At 62.6% G+C, this 25643-nt stretch carries 29 protein-coding genes; 22 read left to right on the top strand and 7 right to left on the bottom strand.

What is annotated here, in order from left to right:
• The first annotated feature begins 237 nt into the window (after nt 1–237).
• From ffh to rplS, 13 genes are all read left to right on the top strand, one after another.
• On the top strand, nt 238–1785 hold the full coding sequence (ffh, locus tag ACQ66J_RS06330) for a signal recognition particle protein (RefSeq protein WP_430430943.1): 1548 nt from the start codon (nt 238–240) through the stop codon (nt 1783–1785).
• A gap of 18 nt (nt 1786–1803) precedes the next feature.
• Nucleotides 1804–2223 carry a 30S ribosomal protein S16 gene (gene rpsP, locus ACQ66J_RS06335; protein WP_430430944.1) on the top strand — a complete coding sequence of 140 codons (420 nt, stop codon included), beginning with the start codon at nt 1804–1806 and terminating at the stop codon, nt 2221–2223.
• A gap of 95 nt (nt 2224–2318) precedes the next feature.
• Nucleotides 2319–2750 carry a hypothetical protein gene (locus tag ACQ66J_RS06340; protein WP_430430945.1) on the top strand — a complete coding sequence of 144 codons (432 nt, stop codon included), beginning with the start codon at nt 2319–2321 and terminating at the stop codon, nt 2748–2750.
• Nucleotides 2751–2959: 209 nt separating this feature from the next.
• A complete protein-coding gene (locus tag ACQ66J_RS06345; protein WP_430430946.1) occupies nt 2960–4207 on the top strand; it encodes a Y-family DNA polymerase in 1248 nt (415 codons plus the stop codon).
• Nucleotides 4207–4458 (top strand): hypothetical protein, encoded by a 252-nt coding sequence (locus tag ACQ66J_RS06350; RefSeq protein WP_430430947.1) that lies wholly within the window; start codon nt 4207–4209, stop codon nt 4456–4458. Before ACQ66J_RS06345 ends, ACQ66J_RS06350 begins: the two co-directional genes overlap by 1 nt.
• A 104-nt stretch (nt 4459–4562) precedes the next feature.
• Nucleotides 4563–4844 carry a type II toxin-antitoxin system RelE/ParE family toxin gene (locus tag ACQ66J_RS06355; RefSeq protein ID WP_430430948.1) on the top strand — a complete coding sequence of 94 codons (282 nt, stop codon included), beginning with the start codon at nt 4563–4565 and terminating at the stop codon, nt 4842–4844.
• Nucleotides 4845–4911: 67 nt separating this feature from the next.
• Nucleotides 4912–5208, top strand: coding sequence for a HigA family addiction module antitoxin (locus tag ACQ66J_RS06360; protein WP_430430949.1), 297 nt, complete (start codon nt 4912–4914; stop codon nt 5206–5208).
• A 96-nt stretch (nt 5209–5304) separates the two neighbouring features.
• Nucleotides 5305–5835 carry a ribosome maturation factor RimM gene (gene rimM / locus ACQ66J_RS06365; RefSeq protein WP_430430950.1) on the top strand — a complete coding sequence of 177 codons (531 nt, stop codon included), beginning with the start codon at nt 5305–5307 and terminating at the stop codon, nt 5833–5835.
• A gap of 64 nt (nt 5836–5899) precedes the next feature.
• The gene (locus tag ACQ66J_RS06370) at nt 5900–6508 is read left to right on the top strand and encodes a hypothetical protein (protein ID WP_430430951.1); all 609 of its coding nucleotides are present in this window, start codon (nt 5900–5902) and stop codon (nt 6506–6508) included.
• The gene (locus tag ACQ66J_RS06375) at nt 6496–7200 is read left to right on the top strand and encodes a hypothetical protein (RefSeq protein WP_430430952.1); all 705 of its coding nucleotides are present in this window, start codon (nt 6496–6498) and stop codon (nt 7198–7200) included. Before ACQ66J_RS06370 ends, ACQ66J_RS06375 begins: the two co-directional genes overlap by 13 nt.
• A 35-nt stretch (nt 7201–7235) precedes the next feature.
• On the top strand, nt 7236–7880 hold the full coding sequence (locus ACQ66J_RS06380; RefSeq protein ID WP_430430953.1) for a hypothetical protein: 645 nt from the start codon (nt 7236–7238) through the stop codon (nt 7878–7880).
• A gap of 50 nt (nt 7881–7930) precedes the next feature.
• Nucleotides 7931–8635, top strand: coding sequence for a tRNA (guanosine(37)-N1)-methyltransferase TrmD (gene trmD / locus ACQ66J_RS06385; protein WP_430430954.1), 705 nt, complete (start codon nt 7931–7933; stop codon nt 8633–8635).
• A complete protein-coding gene (gene rplS, locus ACQ66J_RS06390; RefSeq protein ID WP_107712113.1) occupies nt 8632–9030 on the top strand; it encodes a 50S ribosomal protein L19 in 399 nt (132 codons plus the stop codon). The genes trmD and rplS overlap by 4 nt, the downstream gene beginning before the upstream one ends.
• A 328-nt stretch (nt 9031–9358) precedes the next feature.
• Here the strand turns inward: rplS and ACQ66J_RS06395 are convergent, their stop codons facing one another.
• Entirely contained in the window at nt 9359–10393 is a 1035-nt protein-coding gene (locus ACQ66J_RS06395) for a glycerophosphodiester phosphodiesterase family protein (RefSeq protein WP_430430955.1), read from the bottom strand.
• Between the two features lie 85 nt (nt 10394–10478).
• Complete coding sequence (locus tag ACQ66J_RS06400; RefSeq protein WP_375547929.1) at nt 10479–10688, bottom strand: hypothetical protein; 210 nt, start codon at nt 10686–10688, stop codon at nt 10479–10481.
• A 150-nt stretch (nt 10689–10838) separates the two neighbouring features.
• Here ACQ66J_RS06400 and ACQ66J_RS06405 point away from each other — a divergent pair, with 150 nt between their 5' ends.
• Both ACQ66J_RS06405 and ACQ66J_RS06410 read left to right on the top strand, forming a co-directional pair.
• Nucleotides 10839–12824: a transglycosylase domain-containing protein gene (locus ACQ66J_RS06405; protein ID WP_430430956.1), complete on the top strand. Its 1986-nt coding sequence runs from the start codon at nt 10839–10841 to the stop codon at nt 12822–12824.
• Nucleotides 12825–12924: 100 nt separating this feature from the next.
• The gene (locus tag ACQ66J_RS06410) at nt 12925–14454 is read left to right on the top strand and encodes a hypothetical protein (protein ID WP_430430957.1); all 1530 of its coding nucleotides are present in this window, start codon (nt 12925–12927) and stop codon (nt 14452–14454) included.
• A 21-nt stretch (nt 14455–14475) separates the two neighbouring features.
• Here ACQ66J_RS06410 and ACQ66J_RS06415 read toward each other — a convergent pair whose 3' ends face one another.
• Together ACQ66J_RS06415 and ACQ66J_RS06420 are read right to left on the bottom strand one after the other, a co-directional pair.
• Nucleotides 14476–15738 carry a polyhydroxyalkanoate depolymerase gene (locus ACQ66J_RS06415; RefSeq protein ID WP_375547926.1) on the bottom strand — a complete coding sequence of 421 codons (1263 nt, stop codon included), beginning with the start codon at nt 15736–15738 and terminating at the stop codon, nt 14476–14478.
• A gap of 59 nt (nt 15739–15797) precedes the next feature.
• Nucleotides 15798–16454: an SCO family protein gene (locus ACQ66J_RS06420; protein ID WP_375547925.1), complete on the bottom strand. Its 657-nt coding sequence runs from the start codon at nt 16452–16454 to the stop codon at nt 15798–15800.
• A 217-nt stretch (nt 16455–16671) separates the two neighbouring features.
• On the opposite strand from ACQ66J_RS06420, the gene ACQ66J_RS06425 reads away from it, so the two are divergent.
• The 3 genes from ACQ66J_RS06425 (at nt 16672) to ACQ66J_RS06435 (ending at nt 19454) form a co-directional block, all read left to right on the top strand.
• Entirely contained in the window at nt 16672–18060 is a 1389-nt protein-coding gene (locus ACQ66J_RS06425; protein WP_430430958.1) for an ActS/PrrB/RegB family redox-sensitive histidine kinase, read from the top strand.
• Nucleotides 18061–18171: 111 nt separating this feature from the next.
• Nucleotides 18172–18729, top strand: a complete 558-nt coding sequence (locus ACQ66J_RS06430) for an ActR/PrrA/RegA family redox response regulator transcription factor (RefSeq protein ID WP_375547923.1) — start codon at nt 18172–18174, stop codon at nt 18727–18729.
• Nucleotides 18730–18758: 29 nt separating this feature from the next.
• Nucleotides 18759–19454, top strand: a complete 696-nt coding sequence (locus ACQ66J_RS06435; protein ID WP_430430959.1) for a DJ-1/PfpI family protein — start codon at nt 18759–18761, stop codon at nt 19452–19454.
• On the opposite strand, the gene ACQ66J_RS06440 is transcribed toward ACQ66J_RS06435, so the two are convergent.
• From ACQ66J_RS06440 to mmcB, 3 genes are all read right to left on the bottom strand, one after another.
• The gene (locus tag ACQ66J_RS06440) at nt 19427–20104 is read right to left on the bottom strand and encodes a hypothetical protein (RefSeq protein ID WP_430430960.1); all 678 of its coding nucleotides are present in this window, start codon (nt 20102–20104) and stop codon (nt 19427–19429) included. The genes ACQ66J_RS06435 and ACQ66J_RS06440 overlap by 28 nt on opposite strands.
• 27 nt (nt 20105–20131) lie before the next feature.
• Nucleotides 20132–22138, bottom strand: coding sequence for a DUF3857 domain-containing protein (locus ACQ66J_RS06445; protein WP_430430961.1), 2007 nt, complete (start codon nt 22136–22138; stop codon nt 20132–20134).
• A gap of 127 nt (nt 22139–22265) precedes the next feature.
• Nucleotides 22266–22721, bottom strand: a complete 456-nt coding sequence (gene mmcB, locus ACQ66J_RS06450) for a DNA repair putative endonuclease MmcB (RefSeq protein WP_430430962.1) — start codon at nt 22719–22721, stop codon at nt 22266–22268.
• A gap of 83 nt (nt 22722–22804) precedes the next feature.
• Here mmcB and ACQ66J_RS06455 point away from each other — a divergent pair, with 83 nt between their 5' ends.
• From ACQ66J_RS06455 to ACQ66J_RS06470, 4 genes are all read left to right on the top strand, one after another.
• Nucleotides 22805–23221, top strand: a complete 417-nt coding sequence (locus ACQ66J_RS06455) for a metallopeptidase family protein (protein WP_430430963.1) — start codon at nt 22805–22807, stop codon at nt 23219–23221.
• Between the two features lie 21 nt (nt 23222–23242).
• The gene (locus tag ACQ66J_RS06460; RefSeq protein ID WP_430432237.1) at nt 23243–24091 is read left to right on the top strand and encodes an EamA family transporter; all 849 of its coding nucleotides are present in this window, start codon (nt 23243–23245) and stop codon (nt 24089–24091) included.
• A gap of 76 nt (nt 24092–24167) precedes the next feature.
• Nucleotides 24168–24857 (top strand): inner membrane-spanning protein YciB, encoded by a 690-nt coding sequence (locus ACQ66J_RS06465; protein WP_430430964.1) that lies wholly within the window; start codon nt 24168–24170, stop codon nt 24855–24857.
• Nucleotides 24858–24916: 59 nt separating this feature from the next.
• Nucleotides 24917–25633: a DUF1223 domain-containing protein gene (locus ACQ66J_RS06470; RefSeq protein WP_430430965.1), complete on the top strand. Its 717-nt coding sequence runs from the start codon at nt 24917–24919 to the stop codon at nt 25631–25633.
• Nucleotides 25634–25643 lie beyond the last annotated feature (10 nt).

Consider the following 25643-nt stretch of genomic DNA (forward strand, 5'->3'; position numbering starts at 1 on the left):
ATCGCTATCCTCACCCTTGACTCTTCCCCGCCCCCCGCGTAAACGCCCACGCTTCAGTGCAAGCGCAACTCGCTTGCCTTACCCGCACACGGCGTCCTGCATTGATCAGGAATGAACGCCCGGAGGCGGGCGAGGTCCCCCGCTCGACGAAGGCTCGTCCAGTGGGATGGTTGCGGCGTGCGCGCTTGATCCACACCTTATCGGTGTGACCAGAAGCGAAACGAGGCAGGCGAACACATGTTCGACTCACTTTCAGAACGGCTTTCCGGCGTCTTTGACAGCCTGACCGGGCGCGGCGCGCTGTCGGAAAAGGATGTGGACGCCGCCCTGCGCGAGATCCGCGTCGCCCTTCTGGAAGCCGATGTCGCCCTGCCGGCGGTGAAGGATTTCACCGCGAAAGTCCGTGAAAAGGCGATCGGCGAAGACGTCATCCGCTCGGTCAGCCCCGGCCAACAGGTCATCAAGATCGTCCATGACGGCCTGGTGGACCTGCTCGGCGGCGAGGGCGAGCCCGAGGGCCTCAACCTGACCGGTGAGCCGCCCGTGGCCATCTTGATGGCGGGTCTTCAGGGCTCGGGTAAGACCACCACCACCGCCAAGCTCGCCAAGCGCATTTCCGAGCGCGAGAAGAAAAAAGTCCTCGTCGCCTCGCTCGACACCCGCCGCCCGGCGGCGATGGAGCAGCTGGCGCAGATGGCGGAAAAGGCGGGCGTGAACTGCCTGCCCATCGTCAAGGGCCAGTCCGCCGTCGAGATCGCCAAGCGCGCCATGAGCGCGGGCCGCCTGCAAGGCTATGACGTGGTGATCCTCGACACCGCGGGCCGCACCTCCATCGATGAAGAGATGATGGGCGAAGCCGCGAAGATCGCCGATGTGGCGCGGCCGCGCGAAACCCTTCTGGTGGCTGACAGCCTGACCGGTCAGGATGCGGTGGAGACCGCCAAGCGCTTTGACGAGCGTTTGAAACTGACCGGCCTGGTGCTGACCCGGATGGATGGTGATGGCCGCGGCGGCGCCGCGCTGTCCATGCGCTGGGTCACCGGCCTGCCGATCAAATTCCTGGGCGTCTCTGAAAAGGTCGACGGGCTGGACGCGTTCGACGCGAAACGCCTGGCGGGCCGGATCCTGGGGCGCGGCGACATCGTCTCGCTGGTGGAGAAAGCCGCCGCCGAGGTCGATCACGAGAAAGCCGAACGCCTCGCCAAAAAGATGGCGAAGGGAAAGTTCGACCTGGAAGACATGGCCGACCAGTTGCGCCAGCTCCAGAAAATGGGCGGCATTTCCGGCATGATGGGCTTCCTGCCGGGCATGAACAAGGCGGCGAAGGCCCAGATGGCCAATGCCGGGTTCGACGACACCGCGCTGAAACGTCAAGAAGCGATCATCCTGTCGATGACCCGCGAAGAACGCGCCAAGCCTGACCTCCTCAAAGCCAGCCGCAAGCGCCGCATCGCCATGGGCGCCGGCGTGGCCGTGCCGGAGGTGAACAAGCTTTTGAAAATGCACCGCCAGATGGCGGACATGATGAAGAAGATGGGCAAGAAGGGCAAAAAGGGCGGGATGCCCGGAATGCCTGGCATGCCCGGAATGGGCGGCGGAATGCCGGGCATGGGGGGCGGCATGCCTCCCGGTCTGGGCGATGCGGCCTCTGATCTTCTCAAAGGACACGCGCCCAAGGGCGCCGACCTGCCGGGGCTGGGCGGCCCAGGCGACCAGGGATTGCCAGGTATCGGCGGACCGCTGGGGCCAGACGGCCTTCCGCTCGGCCTCTCAAAGAAAAAATGACCTTAAAGGACTCGCACTATGTCTGTTAAAATTCGTCTCGCCCGTGGCGGCGCCAAGAAGCGCCCGTACTACCGCATCGTCGTGACCGACTCGCGCATGCCGCGCGATGGCCGCTTCATCGAGAAAATCGGTCACTACAACCCGATGCTCCCGAAAGACCACGACAACCGCGTGGCTGTGGACACCGAGAAAGCCGCCGAGTGGATCAAGAAAGGCGCCCAACCGACCGATCGCGTGGCGCGCTTCCTGAAAGACGCCGGCGTCTATGAGTGGACCCACGGCAACAACCCGAAAAAAGCCGAGCCGGGCGAAAAAGCCAAAGAGCGCGCCGCTGAGCGTCTCGAAAAAGAAGAAGCCAAAGCCGCTGCTGCAGCCGCTCCGGCTGAAGAAGAAGCCCCTGCTGAAGAGGCCGCCGCTGAAGAAGAAAAGTCCGAATAGGACTTTCTCTTCCAGGCGTTTGATCAACCCCGTCGTGGAAACATGGCGGGGTTTTTCATATCATTGGCACCCATGGTTCAGGACACATTAGGCCAATGACAGAAAGTTACACACACGAGTATACATTTACGACGAGTGATTTCAAAATAATGGGCTGGTCATGCTGCCGCTTGTATTCACTACGCATGCCTGACCAATCTCTATCCATTTCATTAGATATTGATTATATATTAGAGGGACTTACGGATATAGATGCTGATTTTCTAATTTTACCATCATTGCTTAAATTTGAGAATATCAATCATTTTGAAGCATCTCAAAAATGGGATATTTTAAAAGACGCTGTACCTACTGACATCAGAATGATTGAATGTAAAACTCTTGATAAGCGCACTCCTCATGGACAAACATTGTATGAATTCAAGATCGACACTGATTTTGGCCATATAAATGTATGCTGTACAGGTTTTACACAAACGCCGACACAGAAACCAATTTGGTCCCCGACGATGAACCTGAACCGCTAAAGTCAAGAAAGCTAAATGCCACACGCCTCCTGCCCGACTTATATAAGTTTCCCATCAGCGGTTTGATCGACCCCGTCGTGGAAGCACGGCGGGGTTTTTCACATCTGGAGTCAGCGCATTCGACGCCCGTGTGACTCTTTCGGGTTTTTCCCTGAACGCATTTGTTCTATCTTTGTTCCAAAGCGGACAGCCGCCTGCGGAACAGACACATGCGCAAACCTGACACCATCGAGCAGCTCTATCTCGACTTTGACAGCTTCTTCGCCAGCGTCGAGCAATACGCCGATCCGCGCCTGAGGGGGCGGCCCGTGGGTGTGATCCCCATGAAGGGCGCGCGCAACACCTGCATCATCGCCGCTTCGAAAGAAGCCAAGGCGAAAGGCGCCAGCTCGGTCATGACCGTGCGCGAGGCGCGCGAAGCCGTGCCCGACATGATCCTGGTGGATCAAAAGCCCGACCTCTATCGCCGCATGCACGCCGTGATGGTGGCGGAAATCCGCGCCGTTCTGCCCATCGGGGCGGTGAAATCCATTGACGAGCTGACCTGCAAGCTCGACGCCCGCGCCATCGCCGACCCTCACGTCGTGTCGAACGCGATCAAGGCGCGCATCGCGGCGGAAACGGGTGGCGTGGTCACCGCCTCCATCGGCATGGCGCCCAACCGCTTTCTCGCCAAAATGGCCTGCAAGCTGGGCAAACCCGACGGTTTGACGATCTGGCGGCCTGAAGACCTGCCGGGGCCCTTGCTCAAGCGCCCGGTGGAGGAAGCGCCGGGCATCGGCTCGTCCATGCGCAAGCGCCTGCTGAAGGCGGGGGTGGCGGACATGAAAGCGCTCTGGGCGCTGCAGCCCAAGCAGATGCGCGCCTTGTGGCGCAATGTGGCGGGCGAGCGCTTCTGGTACGCGCTGCACGGCTACGACATTCAGGCCGAAGCCGCCCAGCGCCGCATGTATGGCCATGGCCGCGTCCTGCCGCCCAGCCATCGCAGCTGGCCCAGCGCCTATGACTGCGCCCGGCTTTTGACGGTGAAGGCCGCCCGCCGCATGCGCCGCGACGGCCGCACCGCCGGGCGGATGGGGCTGTGGCTGCGCCATATTGACGGCGGCTGGAGCGGGGAACTGCCCCTGCACAGCGCCCGCACCGACCGCGATTGCCTGAAAGCGCTCGATACGCTGTGGAGCGCGGCCCAACGCGCCGATCCGCGCGCGCGGCCCATGCGGGCGGGCATGTATTTGTGCGACCTTGATGATCCCGGCGTCACCCAGACTGACTGGCTGGTGGAGGAGAACGCTGAAGACCGCGCTCGCCGCAACGCCCTGCAGGACGCCATCGATTCTCTCAACAGCCGCTACGCCAAATCTTTAGTCACCCAAGGGGTCTGGACCCCGCCGCCGGGCGGCTATGCGGGCGGCAAAATCGCGTTCACACGTATTCCCTATGCCGAGGACTTCTGGTGATGACCTGGAAAACCGAACTTCGCCTTGACGATCTGCCGCCACAAAGCCGGCTGGAGGCGTTTTGCAAGACCTGCAGCGCCGCGCGCTATTATACCGCGCAGGAATTGCTGGCCCGACGCGCGCTCGCCCACGCCCATCTCGATCAGGTAGAGACCGCGCTGAAATGCGTCCAGCCCGGCTGCGGCGGGGCGGTGGCGCTCTATGAAGCCAGTTCAGGCGAGACCGAAGCCTTTCAGGGCGGCATGCCCTAGCGCCACCGAAGCAGGAATAGCACCTAGAGTGTAACGGTCTTCGTTACATTTTGCTTGTAATATGTAACGACTTCCGGTACACCTCGAATAATGGAGAAACGCGAGTGATCCGATCCTTCGCTGACAAGCAAACTGCAGCCTTGTTTGAAGGACGTATCAGCAAAGGCGTTCCTGCAGAACTTGCGCCTCGCGCCAAAAGGGCTCTCGATCGCATAGACGCTGCACGGGTAATAACGGACCTGCAAACGCCTCCATCCCATCGCCTGCACTTGTTACAGGGCGATCAGACGGGCCGCTGGTCCATCAGTGTAAACCGGCAATCCCGCATCACTTTCGAGTTTCACGATGGCGATGCCCATGCGGTCCGGTTCGAGGACTATCACTAAGCTTGCAGAAGACTGAACAACCAGAACTGATACCTACCTCGGCACACTTAACCCTCGGGAGTTCCTTATGCCGCAATCTTTCATCGCGCCGCAAAGCGTCGGTGATCACCTTCGGGAAGATTATCTGCCCGAATTCAACCTCAAAGCTCCTACCTTCGCTAAGAAACTCGGCGTTGGGCGTCAGCGCGTCGTCAGATTACTGGATGGCGCCCGGTGCGATGCCGACATGGCCTTGCGCCTGGCGAGATTCTTCGGAACGACGCCAGAATTCTGGATGAACCTGCAGAACCGATATGATCTTGAGCTTGCGCGGGCTGAAAAAGGCGCAGTGATTGAGGCCGAAGTCGAACCTATCGTGGCCTGACCCCTCTCTCGTGCTGACCCTCTGTGTCCCGCGCAGCGCCCGTCTTGAGCTGGAGCGCTCTTCAGGGCAGACAGAGCGCCAGAAAAGGATCCCGTCATGCCCGCACCTGAAGAAGAGCTTGTCGTCATCGCCGCTGTCGCGGGTGCCCATGGGGTGCGCGGGGATGTGAAAATCAAGCCCTTCGGCGACCCGAGCCAAGTGTGCAGCTATGGCCCGTTCCTGGATAAATCCGGCGCGGTGATCCTGACCCCGACGCAAGCCAAACCCGGCCCGAACGGAACAGTGACGCTGCGGCTGAAGGAAAACCTCACCCGCGAGCAGGTGCAGGCGATGAAAGGCACGCTGCTGCACGCCCCGCGCAGCGCCCTGCCGGAATTGGAAGAGGACGAGTTTTATTATTCAGACCTGATCGGTCTGACAGTGGAAGACCTTGAGGGCGACGCCCTGGGCAAGGTCAAATCGGTGCAGGATTTCGGCGCCGGCGATCTTCTGGAAATCTCAGGCCCGGACGGCGTCTGGTTCCTGCCCTTCACCAAGGCGGCGGTCCCGCATATGGACCTCGCCGCGGGCAAGCTGGTCGCCAACCCGCCTGAAACCATTGAAGGCGATGAAGACAAAGACCAATAAGCGCGAACTCGCTTGATGAGCGAGCACCACTGGGGCACCCTCTCTTCAAAAGAGGGGGATATCCATGATCTGGCTCGCCGCGCTGTCGAGCGCCTTATCACTGCAGAGCGCTGAACCGGTGACGGCAGACTGTCAGCTCAGCTGGGAGCAGGCCGGGCGTCGATGGACCCCAGCCTTCACCTGTCCGCAAGACGCGCCTGACGCTGACGCGTTACAGGCTTCCGCCAATGAGATTCTCGCCCGAAGCCGGACGAGAATTGAAACGATCTACCCCTTACGGGCGCGCGCGGTGGACTTCACCCTGACCGAGCAAGGCTGGGACCTTGCAGAAATCACGCCGCTCTTTCGCGCCCCGCCCAGCTACCCGCCGAACGCAGCGGGTGACGGCCTTGCAGCGCGCTGCCGTGGAACCATCGAACTCAGAGCGAATGGCCGCCGCCGCAGCGATTCCTGGGAGTGCCGCACCAGTCACGAAGACGGCCATTCAAGAAGCGCCGGACAGTTTGTACGCGCGTCCTCAGATGCGGCCAGAAACTCTTACTGGCTTGTGCCGAATGGCGCAGATGCGCCCTGTGTGCCGTTTGATAATGAATACAATCTGAGCCAACCCGACGGTACAGGATCAGAGGCGCCGCCCTTCCCCGATGCTGAAGCGCCGCAATGCTCCGACTAAGCGCAATCCTCGCCACCGTATTTTTCCTCACCGCCTGCGCCAGTACACCGGTCAGTCTGGCGGATCGTGAGTGCGCGGTGACGACAGCGGTGCTGAGCCCGATCCTGGGCGCGGCCGCTGAAAGCGGCGATAGCGCCGAGCTGGCCCGGCGGACGGGGCTCTGGCCGGAAATGGGTTCTGAAAGCTGGGCCTATGTGCGGCAGATGGGCTTTTCGCCAACCTGGCGCTCTGGCGCGACGGATCAGGCCCTGCGCAGCGCCTATTGGCGAGCCTACAGGCCCATGCAGCGTGATGTCGGCCTGAACCGGGCCGAGCGCGAGATGCGCGCCTGGGAGGCGGCCTACGCGGAAGTCGGCGATGACCGGCTCCACGCCGATGAGGCGTTGTGGACGGCGTTTTTCAACATCAATCAATCACATCGCGCCACGCCCTGCGCCAGGCCTCTCGCCGATCCGTATGAGGCTGAGCTGGTGCGCGCCTCAGCAGCGCGTAATGCGAACGCCGTTCGCATCGAACCGAGCCGCGCTGAGTTCAGCGCCAATGGCGACCGCGCGCTCATCGCCGCCCGCACCGTCTATCCTGAACTGAACCCCGGCAACGGCCCGCGCATCACCGGCACGGTCTGGCTCTTGAACCCGAGAACCGACGGCAGCTGGCGCGTGATCAGCGCGCGCCGGACGGATCTGGAATAACCAAGACGGCTCAAACGCAAAAGGATCTCGCCAAGATGGCGCTACTCACGCTGATCTCTATCGCAACCTTGGCACAGGCTTCAGCGGAGCCTTTGCAGACCGCCATCTGTAATCCTGTCGGCAACGTAGAAAACGGCGTGATCGAGAACTTCAATCTGATGTGCCCGACCGATGCACCGAACGCCCTTGAGCTGCAAACCTACGCCTCAGCGGTCGCCGACCGCACCGTCTCGCCCGTCCCGCTACCTCGACGCGAACCCAGCATCTCCGTCAATGAAGAGATCACCTTCCACCTGACCGCAGAAGGCTGGCGGCTGCCCGAACCAACCTGGCTGATCCAGACGCTTGCGCAATATCCTGGTCGGGCGGCTGAGCGGGGCCTGGAAGGGCGCTGTAATATGCGGCTCGAACTCTCCCCGACCGGCTTGCCGCTCCAGATCGACACCCAGTGTCAGGCCTTCAGACCAAATGATAGCCTCAGAAGGGGCGGAAGCGCCTTTGAAGACGACGCCATCGCAGCGTCCGGAAACTCGGTCTGGCTTGTTCCTCTGGAACTGGAAACAGCCTGCATCACATCCGAGCACGATTTCATGCTCTCAAACGGTCGCAACGATGATCTTCATCGCGACTGGCATGAGCACCCCGTGGATGGCGCCCCGACCTGTCCCGACGCCCCCTGACTCCCTTCTCTCCTTGCGTCACAGGGTTTGGCGCCCCATAAGCGCGCGCCATGACGTTTAACGCTTCGGTTCTCACCCTCTATCCGGACGCTTTTCCGGGTCCGCTTGGGGTCTCATTGCTCGAGACTGCAAGAAAGAACGGACTCTGGGCGCTCGAGACGGTGGACATCCGGTCGTTTTCCCGTCATAAGCACGCCTCCGTTGACGACACGCCGGCTGGCGGCGGCCCAGGAATGGTGCTGCGCCCTGACGTATCGGCGGCGGCGGTCGACAGTCTTCCAAGGGATGGACGGCCGTTGATCTATCTGACGCCTCGCGGCAAGCCGCTCACTCAAGCCATGGTGCGAGAGTGGTCGGCGGGTCCGGGCGTTATTGTCTTTTGCGGCCGCTTCGAAGGCCTCGACCAACGGGTCATCGAAGCACGCGGCATGGACGAGGTGAGTGTCGGCGACGCCGTGCTCGCCGGGGGGGAAGCCCCCGCCATGGTCCTCATCGAGGCCTGTGTGCGGCTGATCCCCGGCGTGCTTGGCAAGATCGAGAGCACCGAAGACGAGAGTTTTGAGGGTGATCTGCTCGAATACCCCCATTATACGCGACCGCGTGAATGGGACGGGCATGAAATACCCGACGTTTTGCTGTCAGGCGATCATGGCCGGATCGCCCGGTGGCGTAAGGAACAGGCCGAAGATATAACGCGACTGCGCCGACCCGATCTCTGGACGAGATATCAGCGGCGTCAAGGAGAAGAGCCATGAACCTGATCCAACAGCTCGAGCAGGAAGAAGCCGTCCGCGTGCTCGGCGACAAGAAAATCCCCGAGTTCTCTCCGGGTGACACGCTGACCGTGAATGTGTGGATCCGCGAAGGCGACCGCCAGCGGGTTCAGCGTTTCGAAGGCGTCTGCATCGCTCGCTCCGGCGGCGGTCTGAACGAGAACTTCACCGTGCGTAAAATCAGCTTCGGCGAAGGCGTGGAACGCGTCTGGCCGGTGTACAGCCCGCTGATCGAGTCCATCGAGATCAAGCGCAAGGGTAAAGTGCGCCGCGCCAAGCTGTACTATCTGCGTGATCGCCGCGGTAAGTCCGCGCGTATCGCCGAGCGCACCACCGGTCGCGGCATCGAACCGCGCGGCAAGAAGAAACAAGGCTAAGGCCTTACACTTCTTGAGCGACAAGATAACGCCCGCCGGAGTCCTCCGGCGGGCGCTTTTTGTTGTGAATATTTACTCGGTCCTGCGGACTTGGGATTTTCTGTTCTCCCTCGCCTCCGCTCGGTCGATCCTCGCTTCGCTGCGGGCGGCCTTTGGCCTTGCGGCCCTGACGGGCCGGTCATCCTCATCCTCGCTGACGCTACGGGCGCGCGGTCGCGCTTGCGAGCCCGTTGGGCTCGGTGTTCTGGCCCTGACAGGCGTCGTTTTTATCCGGTCCTCGCTGACGCTGCGGGCGCACTTTGCGCTTGCGGCCCTGACGGGCCGGGGCTTATTCGCTCGCCATCTGGTCACGCACCGTGACCGCCGTTGCGGGGAAGTCGGTGAAGACCCCGTCCACGCCGACCGCATAGAGCGCGCGCAGCTCGTCCTGCACAGTCTCGCCGGTCAGCGGGTCGCGATCATCTCGCACCGTCCAGACATGCACCTCCAGCCCCAGAGCGTGAGCCTGCTCGACAAAGCCGGTGCTGTCGCCCTCTGGCGTAAGCAGCAGGGATTTGTAAGCGCCAATGCCGTCCGCGAACTGGGCGATCTCCTCAAGGCTTAACCCGCCCGCATTGGCGCCCTCCGCATCCGGCCCCGCATAGAGCATGGCGAGCGGAAGCTCTGACACTGCGTCCAGGCGCTGCAGGAACGGGGCGTCAAAGGACTGGATGACCACCGGCGCATCCGCACGGTTGAGATCATGCGCTTCAAGCGCCGCCAGCAAGGCCGGAAGCGGATCGAGACCCATCGCCGTGAATTCCGCAGGCAGCTTCACTTCCGGTTCAATCGCGATTTCACAGGCGCAGCGCTCTTCCTCGGCGGCCACAAAACCCAGAAAATCCTCAAAGGTCATCACCGGGAATTGTCCGTTATAGGACTGGTCGCGATCCTCCATGGTCTGGCTGGCCGTCAGGGTGCGCAGCTCGGACGCGGTGAAGGTCGGAACCCACCAATCCTCGCGCCCCATGATCACACTGCGGCGGTCGGCGAATTCGGGCCGGTTGGCGATGTCGGTGGAGTGCGACAGATACGGGTCATGGCGCACGATCAGCACGCCGTCCGCCGACATGGCCAGATCGGGTTCGATCACATCCGCGCCCTGCTCGAGCGCCAGCTGATAGGCCGCCTGGCTGTGTTCAGGGCGCAAGCCCGACGCGCCGCGATGGGCGATCACGAGCGGCGGCTGGCCGTCCAGCGTGCTCCAGAGCGGCGTCGCGGCGCCTGATACGGCCTCCGATGCGTCACCAGCCTGCGGCGCATCCGATTGGGAACAGGCGCTCGCCAGCAGCGGCGCCAGCACAAGAGCTGCAATACGGTTCATGGTCATCCCCTCGCCATGCGAAACACAGGAGGCGGACTTTAATCCGCGCCGCACAGATTGAGAGTGATGTTTTCGTGACGCCAGTCTAGCCGCGCACGCCACGCCCGGTGGGGTCGATCGGGTCATCAACCGGGCCCGGTCCGCCGGGCTCTGATGGCGCGCAATAGGGCCAGCTGCCCGAATTGGGGCCCTGGTCCGGGCACACGGAATCGCCCTCGGGGATCATGGCGCAGCCCGAAACGGCCAGCAGAACGGCCAGCGACGCGCTCAGGCTCACAAGACGGCGAATAGACATGTCAGATCCCCTCCACCCCGGCTTGATCCGGGTCGACAGAGCTTCCCCCGGCTGACGCCCTGACGCAACCCAGGCCACGCGCTTTTATAGTTCACGCAGCCTTAACGCCGGATCGGGCATGAAGAGCAGGTCTCAACGTTGGACGCTGTCATGGCTCGCACACACCGCTCCGCCGGATCCCGCAAAGGCCGCATGCCGGTCTGGTTGCGCGTGCTCACCCTAATGGTGATCGCCGGCGGATTGCTGACGACTGGCGTGATTGTACACTTGGCGCGCACCCTGCCTGATCTCAGCGCCATCGAACCTGCGCCGCACTCGGGCGAAACCGTGCTGCTGGATCGCGACGGGCGCACCATTGCGCGCCGGGGCCAGTCCACCAGCGCAGTGATCACCGCCGACGCCTTGCCCCAAAACCTCGCCGATGCAGTGCTGGCGGTCGAGGACCGGCGCTTCTACAGCCATTTCGGTATAGACCTGATCGGCACGGGGCGCGCTCTGATGGCCAATATCCGCGCTGGCCGCGTGGTGCAGGGCGGCTCCACCATCACCCAGCAGCTGGCCAAAAACCTGTTTCTCAGCTCTGAGCGCACTTATGAGCGCAAGGCGCAGGAAGTGCTGCTGGCGTTCTGGCTGGAGCATCGTTTCACCAAGGACGAAATCCTCGCCCTCTATCTCAACCGCGTCTATTTCGGCGCCGGCGCCTGGGGGGCGGAGGCTGCGTCCAGACGCTATTTCAGCAAGCCCGCCGACGATCTGAGCATTGGCGAGGCCGCCTTATTGGCCGGGCTTCTGAAAGCGCCGTCCCGGTACGCCCCGACCAATGACTCCCGTCGTGCGTCGGTGCGCGCCACGGTGGTTCTGGACCTGATGTACGCCACAGGCCGGATCAGCCAGAGCGAACGCATCGACGCCGCCTCCACCCCGATCCGGGTGTCGCGCGGCAGCTCCAGCCCCGGCGCGGGCTGGTTCGCCGACTGGGTGATGACCCAGGTGCGTGAGCTGGCGCCCGGCCATCAAGGCGATCTGATCGTGCGCACCACGCTGGATGTGGACGCCCAGCGCGCCGCTGAAACCGCGTTGACGCAAGGGCTTGAGAACCCTGACTGGGCCCGCGGCGCCAGCGAAGGCGCGCTGATCGCGCTCGACAGCCAGGGCGGGGTGCGCGCCATGGTGGGCGGGCATGATTACGCGCAAGCGCCGTTCAATCGCGCCGTGAACGCCCGGCGCCAACCCGGCTCCGCCTTCAAACCCTTCGTCTACGCCGCCGCCTTTGAAGGCGGGCTCAGCCCCGAAGACATTTTTGTCGATGCGCCCATCGCCTATGGCGACTGGGCGCCGCAAAACTATGGCGACCGCTATGAAGGCGAGATGAGCCTCGAACGCGCTTTCGCCCGCTCATCCAACGCCATCGCCGTACAGGTGGCTGAAGCCACGGGTCGGGGCTGGGTGATGCGCACCGCGCGCCGCATGGGCATCCACAGCCCGCTTGAGAACACCCACGCCCTGTCTCTGGGCGCGTATGAAGTCACCCCGCTGGAGCTGGGTCAGGCCTATTTGCCGTTCATGAATGGCGGCCGCAGCGCCGACGCCTATGCGATATTGTCGGTGCGCACCGCTGACGGCGACATGCTGTTCGAACATGAGCCGCGCCAGGGCGAGCGCGTGCTGGCGGATCGTATTTTGCGCCAGATGGATCAGCTGTTTGACGCCGCCGTCAGCTATGGCACCGCCCGCAGCGCCCGCGTAGACGGGCGTCTCGTGCGCGGCAAGACCGGCACCACAAACGACAATCGCGACGCCTGGTTCGCAGGCTGGATGGATGGACTGACCGCCGTTGTCTGGATGGGCAATGACGATTATTCCGCTACGACGGACGCCGTGGGCGGCGCCGGTCCCGCTCGGGTCTTCGCCGCCTTCATAAGCGCCGCGCCCGTGCCGCCGCGCGGGCTGGACGCCGTGCTGGCGGATGCGCCGCGCAGCGATGACCCCATCGCCAACCTGCTCAGCCCGCCTGCCCAAACCTTGCCGACGCATGAGGCCGAGCCGACGCCAGAGCCTGTGGAGGCGGAAGAAACGCCCGCAGAAGACGACGACCCCATCGCGGATCTGTTGGGCCGTCTGGGCGGCGCTCAGTAATTCCCCCACTCTTCCATGAAACTGTCGCTTCGCCCTGTCTGGGTTTACGACAGATCTTGCGATAGGCTCGCTAAACCGACGCTTCGCCAAAGGATGCATCATGGCCGTATCGACCCGCCGCGCCCCGCTCGCTTTTGTGCTCGCTTTGGGACTGGGACTTGCGGCCTGCGGTCCCGAGACCGGGTCTGGCGACCGCTCCGACACCCGTTCGCGCCCGGTCAGCGAAGCGCAAGCCCAGTCCGCATTGGCTGATTTCGGCCTGGAAGAGCAAGGCCGCGCCAACTGGGCCGAGCGCCGGTTTGAACGCGGCGCCTATGTCTTCACAGACTTCGCCATGACGCTGGAAGATGGGCGTCTGACCGCCAGTGAGCTGACCCTGACTGGCCCGCAACGCGTGAACGATCACCCCTTCTTCACTGCGCTGGAACTGCAGAACGCCGTGATCGAGGCGCCCGAGGGCGCGTTGAGCGCAGACGTTCTGAGCTTGATCGACCCGTCCGAAGCCCTGGCGCGCAAGGTTGCAGACCTGCTCCGCGGCGAAGACAGCCTCGAAAGCCTGGATGAGGATCGATCCGGTTTTGGCTTCGCCCGGCTCGAACTGGCGGCGCTGGCGATGCAAGTTGAGGACACGCCCTCCAACTCGCTGACCCTGAACCTTGAAACGCTGGTGCTTGAAGGCTTTGAAGAGGGCGAAACCCTGCAATCGGGTCAGCTGAGCGCGCTGGCCATGGATGGCCATGACGAACAAGGCGGCCCCATGTCCCTGCGGCTGGGCGAGCTGGACGTCTCGGGCGTGAAACTGGACGGTCTTGGCGAAGGCTCGCCGCTGGGCGCCGGTCTGATGTCGCCGGGTCAGGCCCCGTATGAGACGCTGGCCCTCACTGATCTGCTGATCTCGGTGGGCGGGGTCGCGATCGCCCTGCCCGAACTGTCCGCCCGCGTGGAGACTCTGGGAAGCGGCGTGCTGTCCTCACACCTCGATCTGCCCTCACTGATGCTGAGCCCCGCGCCCGGTCATCCGCAAAGCGCTGACATCGACCGCAGCTTTGACATGCTGGGTTATGATCAGCTTGAGCTCAGCGCGTCAGGTGAAAGCCGGTACGACCCGCAGACAGACCGCGCCTGGACCGAGGGCGAAAACATCATTCGCCTGGTGGACGGCCTCAGCCTGAGCTTTGAGCAGGAGCTCTCAGGTCTTGCGGCCTATGCTGAGCAAGCGGCCGATCTGACAGGTGAGAAGCCAGGCGCAGCGCCTGATCCCGCCCGGCTGATGGCGCCGTTGATGATCCATCAATTCAGGCTTCAGCTGACTGATGAGTCCCTGATGGAGCGCATCACGACCCAGATCGCCCAACGCTCCGGCGTCAGCGAGCAACAGGCCCGCGTTCAGCTTGGCGCGATGTCACGGATGGGACTGGCGTTTGCAGGGGCGCAGCTGCCCGCTGGCCTTGTGGATCAGGCCGGCCCTGCGCTTGACCGCTTCATCAATTCGGGCGGTGTTTTGACCCTTGAGATGACGCCCGAAACTCCCGTTTCCGCAGCGGCCTTCGCGGCCTATCCAGCGCCGGACGCCCAGACGCTAGGATTGCGCATCACCCATGAAGGCGGCGACGCGCCGGATCCAAAATAGCCTCAGGCGCACAAAGGGGCGTTACGCCCCTTTGTCGTGCTCGGCCATGAAAGCTTTCATTTTCGGCGCGATCTCTTCACGGAACCGGCGACCGTTGAAGACGCCGTAATGGCCAACGCCGGGCTGGACATGGTCCAGACGCAGCGCTTCCGGCAGGTTCGAACACAAGGTGTGCGCAGCCTGGGTCTGGCCGATGCCGGAGATGTCATCGTTCTCGCCCTCGACCGTCAGAAGCGCCACATCGGTGATCGTTTCAGGCCGCACCAGACGCTCGCCCACACGCATCTCGCCCCGCGCCAGCGTATGCGCCTGGAAGACGTCGTGGATGGTCTGAAGATAGAACTCCTCGGTCAGGTCCATCACCGACAGGTATTCGTCATAGAACTGACGGTGCCGGTCGGCGCTGTCGCCATCACCCTCCACCATGTGCTGGAAAAAGTCCCAATGGGCGTCCACATGGCGCTCGAAATTCATGTTGATGAAGCCGGTCAACTGCAAGAAGCCCGGATACACACGGCGCATGGCGCCTGGATACACCGCCGGCACGGTCTGGATCAGGTTATCCCGGAACCATTCATACGGACGCTCTTCAGCCAGCTTATTGGGCACGGTAGGGGATTTGCGCGCATCAATGGGCGAGCCCATGAAGGTCATCGAGGAGGGACGCGTCGGATCGTCATCCTCAGCCATCAGCGCAATCGCCGCCAAAGTCGGCGGGCCGGGCTGGCAGACCGCCACCACATGGGGATTGTCGCCCAGCGCGGTGATCATCTCGCGTACATAGAGCACGTAATCGCCCAGATCGAAGCGCCCGTCGCTCACCGCCACCCTGCGCGCGTCCGTCCAGTCGGTGATGTACACTTCGTGATCGGGCAGGAAGGCCTCGACCGTGCCGCGCAACAAGGTCGCGTGATGGCCCGACATGGGCGCCACGATCAGAACGGAGCGGTCTTTCAGTTCTGTCACCTTCACGCCGCGCGCTTTCGCCAGCGCTGCCCGGTCGCGTTTGAAATGAAGCAGCGAACAGAAAGGCTTGCTCCAGACGGTGTCAGTGACGACGTCCACAGGCTGGCCATTGACTTCGATTGGGCTCAGCTCCCATTCGGGCTTGCCGTAATACCGGGTCAGGCTTTCAAACAGGTCCGCGGCGGCGGCCGTGGTCCGGCCTGCCAGGGTGTCAAAGGCCGGGTGGAGCGGCGAGCGCAGCGATTGCCGGGTCATATTGGCGGCGGCGCGCCAGGGCATCAAAGCCGCCCGGCTCATTTCCAGAAAAGAGTAAAGCATAGCCATTATCCTCCACGCCTGAGCTCGGTGGAGCCCGCAGCGTTGTCAGCTCATCGCAATTATGCCGGGTTATTGTCTAAAAACTGTTGAAGTCGTGACGCGATTTGATCGGGCGTCGCTTGATGTGGAAAGACTTCAACAAATTCTCCCTCGCGACCCATCAAGTAGATGAGCGAGGAATGGTCCATGGTGTACTCCGCCAGTGTGCCGTCATCCTCCACACGGCGATAGTAAACGCGGTAGGCGCGCGCCGCGTCCCGGATCTGCTCTTCGCTGCCGGTCAACCCCGTCAAACCTTCGGGAAAGGCGGGCGAATCCACATAGGAGGCGAGCGCTTCAGGCGTGTCGCGTTCGGGATCCACAGTGATCAGAAGCGGCTGAAACTGCGCCCGTTGCGCCTCTGGCAAACGATCCAGCGCCGCCGCCATGACCTGAAGCGAAGTCGGACAGATATCCGGGCAATAGGTGAAGCCAAAATATATCAGCATCGGACGACCGGCGAAGTCAGCATCGGTCACGGTCTGTCCTGTCTGGTCGACCAGCGTGAACGCACCGCCGATATCCGCCTCTCCGGACATGCGCACCGGCGCGGCGTTCGGCGACCCGGATCGCGCCGGGTTCTGGCCTGAAAGCGTCAAAAGCAGAATCGCGGCCAGTCCCGCCAGCACGGCGGCGATCACGGGGAAAAGCCAGATCGGTCGATTTTTCAAGTCCATGAAGAATCCTGTATGTGGCTGTGCGCTGGCGCAGCGCGAACCATCCCCTTGATCTACGACATTCTTGTGTCAGATGCGAGCCTTGGCTATGGCGGTGCAGCATAAGTGATGATCTGTTTCAGCCCACACTGGCGATTAAACCGCCTTTGATCACACGACCGCACCGCAGCGCGTCAGAACGTCCCGTTGACGGCTTGGGCGGGCATGGATCAGCTGCTTGGTTGACGATCTGGGAAAGAACAACACCGTGCGCGACACCAATAGTGAACCTGACTGGTCAGAGCTGGACGCAGACCCGAACCTGACCCCGGTGTTTGGCCGCGTGCGGTTGCGGACCTTAATCCTGTTGCGCTGGCTGGCGGTGACGGGCCAGACCATGGCCGTCATCGTGGTGTTCTATGGTCTGGGATTTGATTTGCCTTTGGGCGCGTGTCTGGGCGTGATCGCGGCCAGCGCCTGGGTGAACGCCTGGCTATCGCTGGCCATGCCGACCCAGCGCTTCGCCAAGGATTGGGAAGCCTTCCTGCAACTGGCCTATGACATGATCCAGCTGATGGTCTTGCTGGCGCTGACCGGCGGGCTGACCAATCCGTTTTCGGTCATGCTGGTGGGCCCGGTGGTCATCGCCGTCGCGGCTTTGCCCGGTCGCTGGTGGCTGACGCTGGCCGCTATCGCCATCGTCGGCTCGATCTCGCTGAGCATCTGGCATTTGCCCCTGCCCTGGTCGGACGCCGAGGCCGTGGTGCTGCCCTCCACCTACCGCGCAGGGATCTGGGTGGCGCTGGCGATCGCCATCGCCTTCACAGCCGTTTACGCCTGGCGCGTCGGATTTGAAGCCCAGCGCATGGGCGCCGCCCTCGCCGCCACGCAAAGCGTTCTGGCCCGTGAACAACGCTTGTCAGCCCTGGGCGCGCTCGCCGCCGCCGCCGCGCATGAGCTGGGCACCCCGCTCGCCACCATCCAACTCACCGCAAAAGAGATGCTGCGAGCCGCTCAGGATGATCTGTCTCGTGAGGATGCCGACCTGATCATCTCCCAGGCGCAACGGTGCCGGGAGATCTTGCAGCGCCTCTCGCAATCGTCTCACACGACCGCTGACAAGATGCATGAACGCATCGGTCTGCGTGAACTGATGGATGAGGCCGCCGCCCCGCTCAAGGGCCTGGACGCCCATGTGGTGGTGAAGCTCGCGCCGACGCCGGACCACCCCGACGCCCCCGTGCTCAAGCGCCAGACAGAGCTGTTATACGGATTGGGCAATTTCATCGAAAACGCCGTGGATTTCGCCCAGACCGAAGTCCAGATCATCGGCGCCTGGAGCGAGACCGAGCTCAATATCGTCGTTCAGGACGACGGGCCGGGCTTTCCGCCGGACATCCTGGCCAAGCTGGGCGAACCTTATGTGACCACACGGCGCAGCCAGCCCGGCTATGGCGGTCTGGGGCTGGGGGTCTTTATCGCCGTCACCTTGATCGAACGCATTGGCGGCACGGTCGACCTGACCAACGCCGCTGAAGGCGGCGCGCGCGTGTCGCTGACCCTGCCGCGCGCTGCGCTGGAGGCCGAACCGATGAGCGATGTCGGCGCCTCCGATTTATCACCCTAAATCTGATCCGTAAAAGCTGCTCTGATTTCATTGCGCCCTTTGCAGACAGGGGGCGAATGGGGCTAAATCATAGGCCTGCTTTCTCGACCCGGTTAAAGGAGCCCCTCGGCCGTGACCGAACACACTGAACTGGACCTGCCCGAAGACAAGACCTTGCTGCTGGTCGATGATGACGAGCCCCTGCGCAACAGGATGGCGCGGGCGATGTCGAGCCGCGGTTTTGACGTCATCGACGCCGTCGGCACGGTGGCGGAGGCGATGAGCATCGCCCGCAACAACCCGCCAGCCTTTGCTGTGGTGGATTTGCGCCTGGACGACGGTGACGGTCTGGACGTGGTGCGGGCGCTGCACGAAACCCGCGAGGATTGCCGCGTCATCATGCTGACCGGCTACGGCAATATCGCCACAGCCGTCGCGGCGGTGAAATCGGGCGCGGTGGATTATCTCGCCAAGCCCGCCGACGCCGATGACGTGATGAAAGCGCTGCTCGCCCAGCCCGACGCCAAGCCCGAGCCGCCGGAAAATCCCATGAGCGCAGACCGTGTCCGCTGGGAGCATATCCAGCGCGTCTTCGAGCTGTGCAATCACAATGTGTCCGAAACCGCACGGCGGCTGAACATGCACCGCCGCACCTTGCAGCGTATCCTCGCCAAACGCGCGCCGCGCTAGAGCGAAGCGAGCGGCAATGGAGGTCGATCATGGGTCTGACCGTCGGGTTTTTACTGTTTGACGATCTGACCCAGCTCGACTTCACCGGGCCCTTGCAGGTCTTGAACCGTCTGCCAGACGTCGAGATCGCCCTGATCGCCAAATCCGAGGGGCCGGTGCGCACCGATTGCGGCCCGTTCATCCTGCCCAATCACACGCTCGAAACCGCCCCCGCTCTGGATTTGCTGTGCATTCCGGGCGGATATGGCGTGGATGCGGTGATGCAGGACGCCGCCATGCTGGACTTTGTCCGTCGCCAGGCCGCGCAGGCGCGATACGTCACTTCGGTCTGCACCGGCGCCTTTATTCTGGGCGCGGCCGGACTTCTGAAAGGCGTGCGCGCGACGACTCACTGGCGCTATCACGATCATCTCAAAGCCTTTGGCGCGATCCCTGTGAAGGACCGCGTGGTGCATGACGGCCGCGTCATCACGGGCGGCGGCGTGACGGCGGGCATTGATTTCGCGCTGAGCCTGGTGCGTGAGATCGCCGGCGAAGACCATGCCGGCGCGATCCAGTTAAGCCTGGAATATGATCCTGCTCCGCCAATGAACGCGGGAACACCGGATCAAGCCTCCGCACAGGTCCGCGACGCCGTGGAGGCGCGGATGGGACCGAGGCTTGAGGCGTTTTCACACATTGTCTCTCAGATCACGGCTCAGGCCGGGTACGTTCCAGACCAATAGCGCCGACCGCGATCCAGTTCAGACACGCTTGCAGCAAGCGCCTGCATCCAGATCTGACTGGGAGCCAGCGTGACAGGGCCGCCGGGACTCCCGTCCGCTCCGAGCGCCATTGTCTCCGTCACCCCGCGCGCCAGATGATGCCGCCAGAGCTGTTTGACGACAGACGCGTCTCCCGCATTCAAGGCTTTGTAAAGATGTGCATAAACAGCGCCCATATCTGGATCGCCGCAGGTCAGGTACAGCTGGGTCAGATCATCGCTCAGCTTGGCGTTCGACATCTGCCGGGCGGCGTATGCGCTGCTATTGGTCTTGGTTTCGATCAGGCAGGCATGAAAGCCTTCCTCTCCCATGCGCACGAAGACGCCATCCACGCCTTGCGGGCCGGTTCCGGGTTTTCCATTGATCGGACGCCAACCCTTCGCCGCCATCATTACACTGGTCAGAGCTTCCCCGAACGCGCCCTGGTCGTTGGAGCTGACAAAGGCTGCGGGCGTGAGAGGTCTGTAAGACGGCAAAGGCGGCGCTGTCAGGCTGGCGTCTTCTGATGCGCTTCCGCCATGTCTCAAACGCCAGAGCTGGCGCGCCGCCAGCCCTGCCAGCACAGCGGCCAACGCACTCAGGCCCGCCAGGCTGAGAAGGTCAAAAATCATCGCGTCCCTGCCTCTGGCGCGCTCGTCCTAGATCCAGGACATGTCTGTATAAAGTTCATAGGAGATCAGGGAGGGGATCACCCCCGCATCCTCCATCAACTCTGGCGTCACCACCACCCATCTGGTCTTGAAGCTCTGCCGCCAATCCAGCGTCAGCACATTGTCTGCATATCGGACAGAACGACTGGCCTGGAACGCCTCATTGTCGACCCCGGTGTCTTCATCGGCGAACGACCAGACATGGGAAGGTCCGGGCAAATGGACTTCGACCGAATGGCTCATCGTCATCGGAAACGGCAAGGCTGCGTCCCTTTCAAGTTCCATCAGAAATTGGCCGACCGGCATCAGCGCGTCCGTTCTGAGGACCCGGGCGTGAGTCCCGCTTGAATCCGCCTTGCCGAAAAACCTCTCGGCGCTGAGCTCCATACTGACCCGGATCGAGTTGTCCTGCTCATTGTCATAATAGCTCATATGACTGATCTGAATTCCTTCAAATCTCTGATAGGATTGTAGAAAGAATTCCTCCCGATCGGATTCCGAACCGCTCTCGAAGGCGGCCCTGACAAGGCTTGCCAAATCCCCGCGATATTCAATCTGCGCATCAATCACCAGCTCGTCGCCCGGTCCTTGGGGCAGGTAGAAGCGCTGAACTATATCGGTCCAGGGCTCGCCCGCCACACGGGCAGGCATTTCGGCCAAGCCTTCGTCGCTTTCGTCCAGAACCAGCGCGAAATCGTAATCAGGTTGGGCGCGCGATTGCATCATGCCGCGTTGCAGGCTGAGCGTCGGGTCCACCCAATAAACGCGTCCTTGCCAGGTCACGCGTACGATGACATGATCAAACGCCTGCGGGGTGGCGACCAGCTCATCCAGATCACGCCCATCCACGCTGTTGACGAACGCTGCATGCGCCTCGACCCCCAGCGCCTTGAGCAACTGAACCAGCAACAGGGACTTCGCCTTGCAATCGCCCGAGCGCGTCCGCAGCGTCTGCTCCGGACTGGCAGGCGTATATCCCTGCTCGCCCAGTGAGATCGCGAAATAGCTCACATGGTCTTGGACAAACTGGATCGCGCGCACCAGTTGCAGCTCGGGATCATCGGTGGAGCTCCGGATACGATCCGCCACCTCGCGGACCGGCGCTGAGGGCCGCCCTGCATCATAAAGCGCCTCGCCCCAACGCTTGACGACCCTCCAGTCCTCAAACTCGCTGATCAACCAGCCCGCCGTATGCTGGAACCGGTTATAACGATCAAAGCCAGCCGTCGCGGTCACAGACTGTTCGGGCAGGATAAAGCTCTGATACCCGTCCCCTTGAACGGTCTGGGGTTCGGGCCCGTCGCCCAGCACCTGAAACCGTGCGCCTTGCGGCGCCAACACCCGGATGCGCGCCTTCGGGCTATCCACAGAGTACTGGGCGCTGACGAACTCGCTCACGCGGCCTTGCATGCTGGGATGCCCGCCCACGACCGACCAGCTCATATCCAGCGTATCGCCAGCCTGCATGTTCGGTATGCGCACCAGAGCGCGCTCCAGTCCGGTGACGACACCTTGATTGAGCTGATCTTCAGCCTGGATCCGGTCAATGAACAAATCCGGGCGACGATCCTCCCGCACGCCATCGCGGATGACGCTCACCTCGTGCAGCACGACGCTCTGATAGTCGGGAAAGTACTCAATCAGCCGGGTCGAAAGCGCCTCCGCCGCCTGTCGGGTGGCCACATCCATGACTGTCCGCACATACCGCACAGGGGTATCGCCGCGCAGATCTGTCTGCTGGTCGATCAGACGTGCGAAAACACCCCCTGGCGCATTGCCCAGAGCGATGCGGTCATAGGGTTCAGGTTCGATGGGGGCGAGAAAGTCCGGGGCGGGCGCAAACTCAACCTCGCCGACAGACGCGCTCGGTGACGACGCGTCTGCCGATCCGCTGTCTGAAGACGGCAGCGACAAAAGCCCCGTCGCCGCCAGTCCGCCGATGACCAGCACTGCAACCAAAACCACGATATTGAAATAGCGTACGAAAGCGCGCATCGCCTCCCCCCTCACAGCGATGACGCGACCCCTCGCGGCATCTTTCCCCATCGCTATCGTAAAAAGGGAAGTCAGTAGCGTCTAGCGCGAGGGCTGGCGAAAGAGCGATTATTCTCGAGAGGCTGGCTCAAATCGCGCGCAGCGCACGCTCAGCCGCATTGCGCGCGAATTTCAAGGTCAGCGCCTTGCGCCGAGCGGGGGCGAGCTTGGCGGTCGGGCTTTCACGCACCACCGCGCCGCCAAATCCGTCCGCAATGATCAGGCCGGTTTGTTCGGGCAGCATCTCGGCAGGGAAGCGGTCAGACACCGCGAAATAGAACCGGTCGCACCAGGCGAAATAATCAGGCCATTTCTCATCGGTGCGGAAATCCTGCACGCCGGATTTCACCTCGACGATCACCATCTCGCCCTTGGGGCCAAGCCCGGCGAGGTCCGCGCGGCGCCCACACGGCAGAGTAAACTCGGCGATGGCGGTGATGCCCAGATCCAGCAGCAAACGCGCCGTGCCGCGCATCAGAAGGCGCGCGTCGTCGATCGCGGGATTGCTGGCGCGGGCGGTGGGGATGGGGTCTGAAACAGCCATAAGCGCATTTTGTTCAACTTATGTTCCGATGACAAGCCCTGCAGCCACTGGCGGCCCGCCGCCCGCCCTCCTATTTGACATCCATGTTCAAACCTGCCGATCTCTCCCGCCTCACCGCGCCCGATGAAAGCCTGTTTCTTGAGATCGCCCAGAGCGCCTGGTACGGCTTGCCCGACCAGTTTCGCGCTTTATGCGGCAATGTGGTGATCCAGACGCCGGACTTTGCCGACGCGGCCACCCTCAAGCACTTCTCGATGGAGAGCCCGTATGAGCTGACCGGGCTCTATCACGGGGTCGATCTGACCCAGAAATCCGTGCTCGATCCTGCGGGCGGGCCCGACTACGTCTTTCTGTACCGCCTGCCGATCCTGCTGGAATGGTGCGAGCGGGGGAATGTGACCTTGTCCGAGATCATCTCTCATGTCCTGGTCCATGAAATCGGTCATCATTTCGGCCTGTCCGATGAGGATATGCACGCCATAGAGGACGCTGCGGACTGATTTGAGTATGAGCGATGGGTGATGGAGACGATCCCGCCCCTCGCCGCACTCGCGGCTCTGGTCTCGGCCATGGCCCATGCCGGCATGGCGCTGTTCACCAAGCAGGCCAAGGACACGCTCACCTTCCGGGCGGTGTCGATGGTGTTTTCCGCCCTCTGGCTCAGCCCGGTCCTGGTTTTCTTCCCGATCCCAAGCTGGGAGGTCTGGCGCTTCCTGCTATTGGGCGCAGGCCTCATCTGGGCGTTCAACATGCTGATGATCGCCGCCTTCCAGCGCGGATCGATGAATCTGGTCTATCCGGTCATGCGCGGCGCCGCACCCGCCATCGCTGGCCTGTTCGCGTTTTTCATTCTGGGCGAGCCCTTGAGCCCGCTAGCGATATTGGGGCTGTCGGTCGCCTCCGCCGCGATCATCGCCTTTGCCTGGCCGGAAAAAGGCGGCGCGCCCAAGGCGGCGGCCCTGGGTTTTGCGCTGTCAGCCGCAGTGATGACGGCGAGCTATACGGTGAATGACGCCTCGGGCGTGCGCGCGGCAGGGTCCGCGCTCATCTACGCCGCCTGGTTCTTTGTGCTCAGCGCCCTGTCGCTGGGCCTGACCGCCTGGGTGCGGCGCGGCGATCAAGTGTTAGGCGTCGCGCGCGCCGAGCTGCGACGTGGATTTTTCGCGTCCTTTTTCAACATCACCACATACGGCCTCGCGCTGTACGCCTACGCCAACGCCCCGGTCGCCCCCATGGCGGCCCTGCGCGAGACGTCTGTGGTGTTCGGGGCCATCGTGGCGGCGGTGATCTTGAAAGAGCCGCTGGGGCGGCGACGCATCATACTGGCCGGCGTTCTGGCTTTGGGATTGGCCGCCATTCAGCTGGGATAATCGATCCGGGTTTCGCTCACCGTCGTATTAGGGCAGTAAGAGAAGCTCACCCTCGCCATTGCGGACACAGATTTTCATGTCAGACGCCACGCCCGACACCTCCTCCAGCAAGACCATCGGCCAAGGCTCCAAGCTTTTGGTGGATGTGGGGCCCGCTGCGGTCTTCATGATCACCTATAATGTGGCCAAGCGCCTATCCGAGGATCAGGCGATCTATTGGGCGACGGGCATTTTCATGCTCGCGACAGCGGCCGCCGTGGTCTACGCACTGATCACGCAAAAGCGCTTCCCGCCCATGCTGGCGGTGACCTTCGTCATCGTCACCCTGTTCGGCGGCATGACGATCTATCTGCAAGACCCGATCTTCATCTTCATCAAGCCCACCATCATCAATCTGATCTTCTGCTTCGCCATCCTGTTCAGCTTCGCGCTCGGCTTTAACGTCTGGAAGCGCCTGTTCGGATCGATCTATTCCATGCCCGAGCATGCCTGGGTCATGCTGGGCATTCGCTGGGCGCTGTTCTTCGCCTTCCTCGCGCTTCTGAACGAGGTGATGTGGCGGCATATCGTGGACGCAGGCGTGCCTGAAACCATGCGCTGGTTTGCGGGGCTTGAGCTGACCGAAGGCTTCTGGGTCAATTTCCGCTTCTTCGGCACCTTCCCGCTCTTCTTCCTCTTCGTTCTGGCCAATGTGCCCATGACGCTGAAATACGCCAAGGCGGCCGACGAGGATGGTGATGGCGAAGCTGAAAAGCAGGACTCCTGAAACGGGCCATAACGGCCCTGTGATTATCACCTGAGCGGGATATGGGGTAGTAAGCAATTATGCTGACCTGGTTCTCCGTTCTGGCCCTTCTGTTTCAGGCCCATTCCACCCCGCCTCAACCGGCGGCGGACGCGTCTGTGCGCGCCGCGCCGGAGGCGGTGATCGTGGTGGAGCTCTTCACCTCGCAAGGCTGTCCGCTCTGCCCCGCCGCCAACCAGCTGCTGGCGGATTATGGCGCGCGCGAAGACGTGATCGCCCTGGCCTGGGGGGTGAATTACTGGGACGCCTATGGCTGGGCCGACCAGTTCGCCATGCCAGAATTCATCGACCGTCAGAAAGCCTATGTGGACGCCGGTGAGGCCATGCGGGTCTACACTCCGCATTTCGTCATCAATGGCGCGCCCGAACAGCTTCGCTTTGACCCTGCGCGCATCACCGCGGCGCTGGAAGACAGCGCATCCCTGCCCATCGCCCGCATCAGCGAAAGCGAAGACGGCGCACACAACCTGTCCCTTGAAGGCGAGCGCGCGACACCTGCTGAAATCTGGCTGGTGCAATACACGCCGGGCGTTGAAGAGCGTCAGATCGAAAGCGGCCGCAACGCCGGCCTGCGCATGACCCATTTCAACATGGTGCGTTCGGTTGAAAAGCTGGCGGACTGGACCGGCGGAGACGCGGCATATGGCCTGCCCGAACCCGCGGACGATCTGGACGCCGTGGTGCTGGTTCAGGACGGCCCCGGCGGCCGCATCCTCACCGCCGCACGGCTGCCCTGACGTCTCGTCA

The sequence above is a fragment of the Oceanicaulis sp. genome, assembly GCF_965284345.1.
Classification (GTDB): Bacteria; Pseudomonadota; Alphaproteobacteria; order Caulobacterales; family Maricaulaceae; genus Oceanicaulis; species Oceanicaulis alexandrii_A.

Bases quoted from the DNA above. Each gene is read 5' to 3' on its own strand.
- ffh (WP_430430943.1), top strand. From the start codon at position 238: ATGTTCGACTCACTTTCAGAACGGCTTTCCGGCGTCTTTGACAGCCTG.
- rpsP (WP_430430944.1), top strand. From the start codon at position 1,804: ATGTCTGTTAAAATTCGTCTCGCCCGTGGCGGCGCCAAGAAGCGCCCG.
- ACQ66J_RS06340 (WP_430430945.1), top strand. From the start codon at position 2,319: ATGACAGAAAGTTACACACACGAGTATACATTTACGACGAGTGATTTC.
- ACQ66J_RS06345 (WP_430430946.1), top strand. From the start codon at position 2,960: ATGCGCAAACCTGACACCATCGAGCAGCTCTATCTCGACTTTGACAGC.
- ACQ66J_RS06350 (WP_430430947.1), top strand. From the start codon at position 4,207: ATGACCTGGAAAACCGAACTTCGCCTTGACGATCTGCCGCCACAAAGC.
- ACQ66J_RS06360 (WP_430430949.1), top strand. From the start codon at position 4,912: ATGCCGCAATCTTTCATCGCGCCGCAAAGCGTCGGTGATCACCTTCGG.
- rimM (WP_430430950.1), top strand. From the start codon at position 5,305: ATGCCCGCACCTGAAGAAGAGCTTGTCGTCATCGCCGCTGTCGCGGGT.
- ACQ66J_RS06370 (WP_430430951.1), top strand. From the start codon at position 5,900: ATGATCTGGCTCGCCGCGCTGTCGAGCGCCTTATCACTGCAGAGCGCT.
- ACQ66J_RS06375 (WP_430430952.1), top strand. From the start codon at position 6,496: ATGCTCCGACTAAGCGCAATCCTCGCCACCGTATTTTTCCTCACCGCC.
- ACQ66J_RS06380 (WP_430430953.1), top strand. From the start codon at position 7,236: ATGGCGCTACTCACGCTGATCTCTATCGCAACCTTGGCACAGGCTTCA.
- trmD (WP_430430954.1), top strand. From the start codon at position 7,931: ATGACGTTTAACGCTTCGGTTCTCACCCTCTATCCGGACGCTTTTCCG.
- rplS (WP_107712113.1), top strand. From the start codon at position 8,632: ATGAACCTGATCCAACAGCTCGAGCAGGAAGAAGCCGTCCGCGTGCTC.
- ACQ66J_RS06395 (WP_430430955.1), bottom strand. From the start codon at position 10,393: ATGAACCGTATTGCAGCTCTTGTGCTGGCGCCGCTGCTGGCGAGCGCC.
- ACQ66J_RS06400 (WP_375547929.1), bottom strand. From the start codon at position 10,688: ATGTCTATTCGCCGTCTTGTGAGCCTGAGCGCGTCGCTGGCCGTTCTG.
- ACQ66J_RS06405 (WP_430430956.1), top strand. From the start codon at position 10,839: ATGGCTCGCACACACCGCTCCGCCGGATCCCGCAAAGGCCGCATGCCG.
- ACQ66J_RS06410 (WP_430430957.1), top strand. From the start codon at position 12,925: ATGGCCGTATCGACCCGCCGCGCCCCGCTCGCTTTTGTGCTCGCTTTG.
- ACQ66J_RS06415 (WP_375547926.1), bottom strand. From the start codon at position 15,738: ATGCTTTACTCTTTTCTGGAAATGAGCCGGGCGGCTTTGATGCCCTGG.
- ACQ66J_RS06420 (WP_375547925.1), bottom strand. From the start codon at position 16,454: ATGGACTTGAAAAATCGACCGATCTGGCTTTTCCCCGTGATCGCCGCC.
- ACQ66J_RS06435 (WP_430430959.1), top strand. From the start codon at position 18,759: ATGGGTCTGACCGTCGGGTTTTTACTGTTTGACGATCTGACCCAGCTC.
- ACQ66J_RS06440 (WP_430430960.1), bottom strand. From the start codon at position 20,104: ATGATTTTTGACCTTCTCAGCCTGGCGGGCCTGAGTGCGTTGGCCGCT.
- ACQ66J_RS06445 (WP_430430961.1), bottom strand. From the start codon at position 22,138: ATGCGCGCTTTCGTACGCTATTTCAATATCGTGGTTTTGGTTGCAGTG.
- mmcB (WP_430430962.1), bottom strand. From the start codon at position 22,721: ATGGCTGTTTCAGACCCCATCCCCACCGCCCGCGCCAGCAATCCCGCG.
- ACQ66J_RS06455 (WP_430430963.1), top strand. From the start codon at position 22,805: ATGTTCAAACCTGCCGATCTCTCCCGCCTCACCGCGCCCGATGAAAGC.
- ACQ66J_RS06460 (WP_430432237.1), top strand. From the start codon at position 23,243: ATGGAGACGATCCCGCCCCTCGCCGCACTCGCGGCTCTGGTCTCGGCC.
- ACQ66J_RS06465 (WP_430430964.1), top strand. From the start codon at position 24,168: ATGTCAGACGCCACGCCCGACACCTCCTCCAGCAAGACCATCGGCCAA.
- ACQ66J_RS06470 (WP_430430965.1), top strand. From the start codon at position 24,917: ATGCTGACCTGGTTCTCCGTTCTGGCCCTTCTGTTTCAGGCCCATTCC.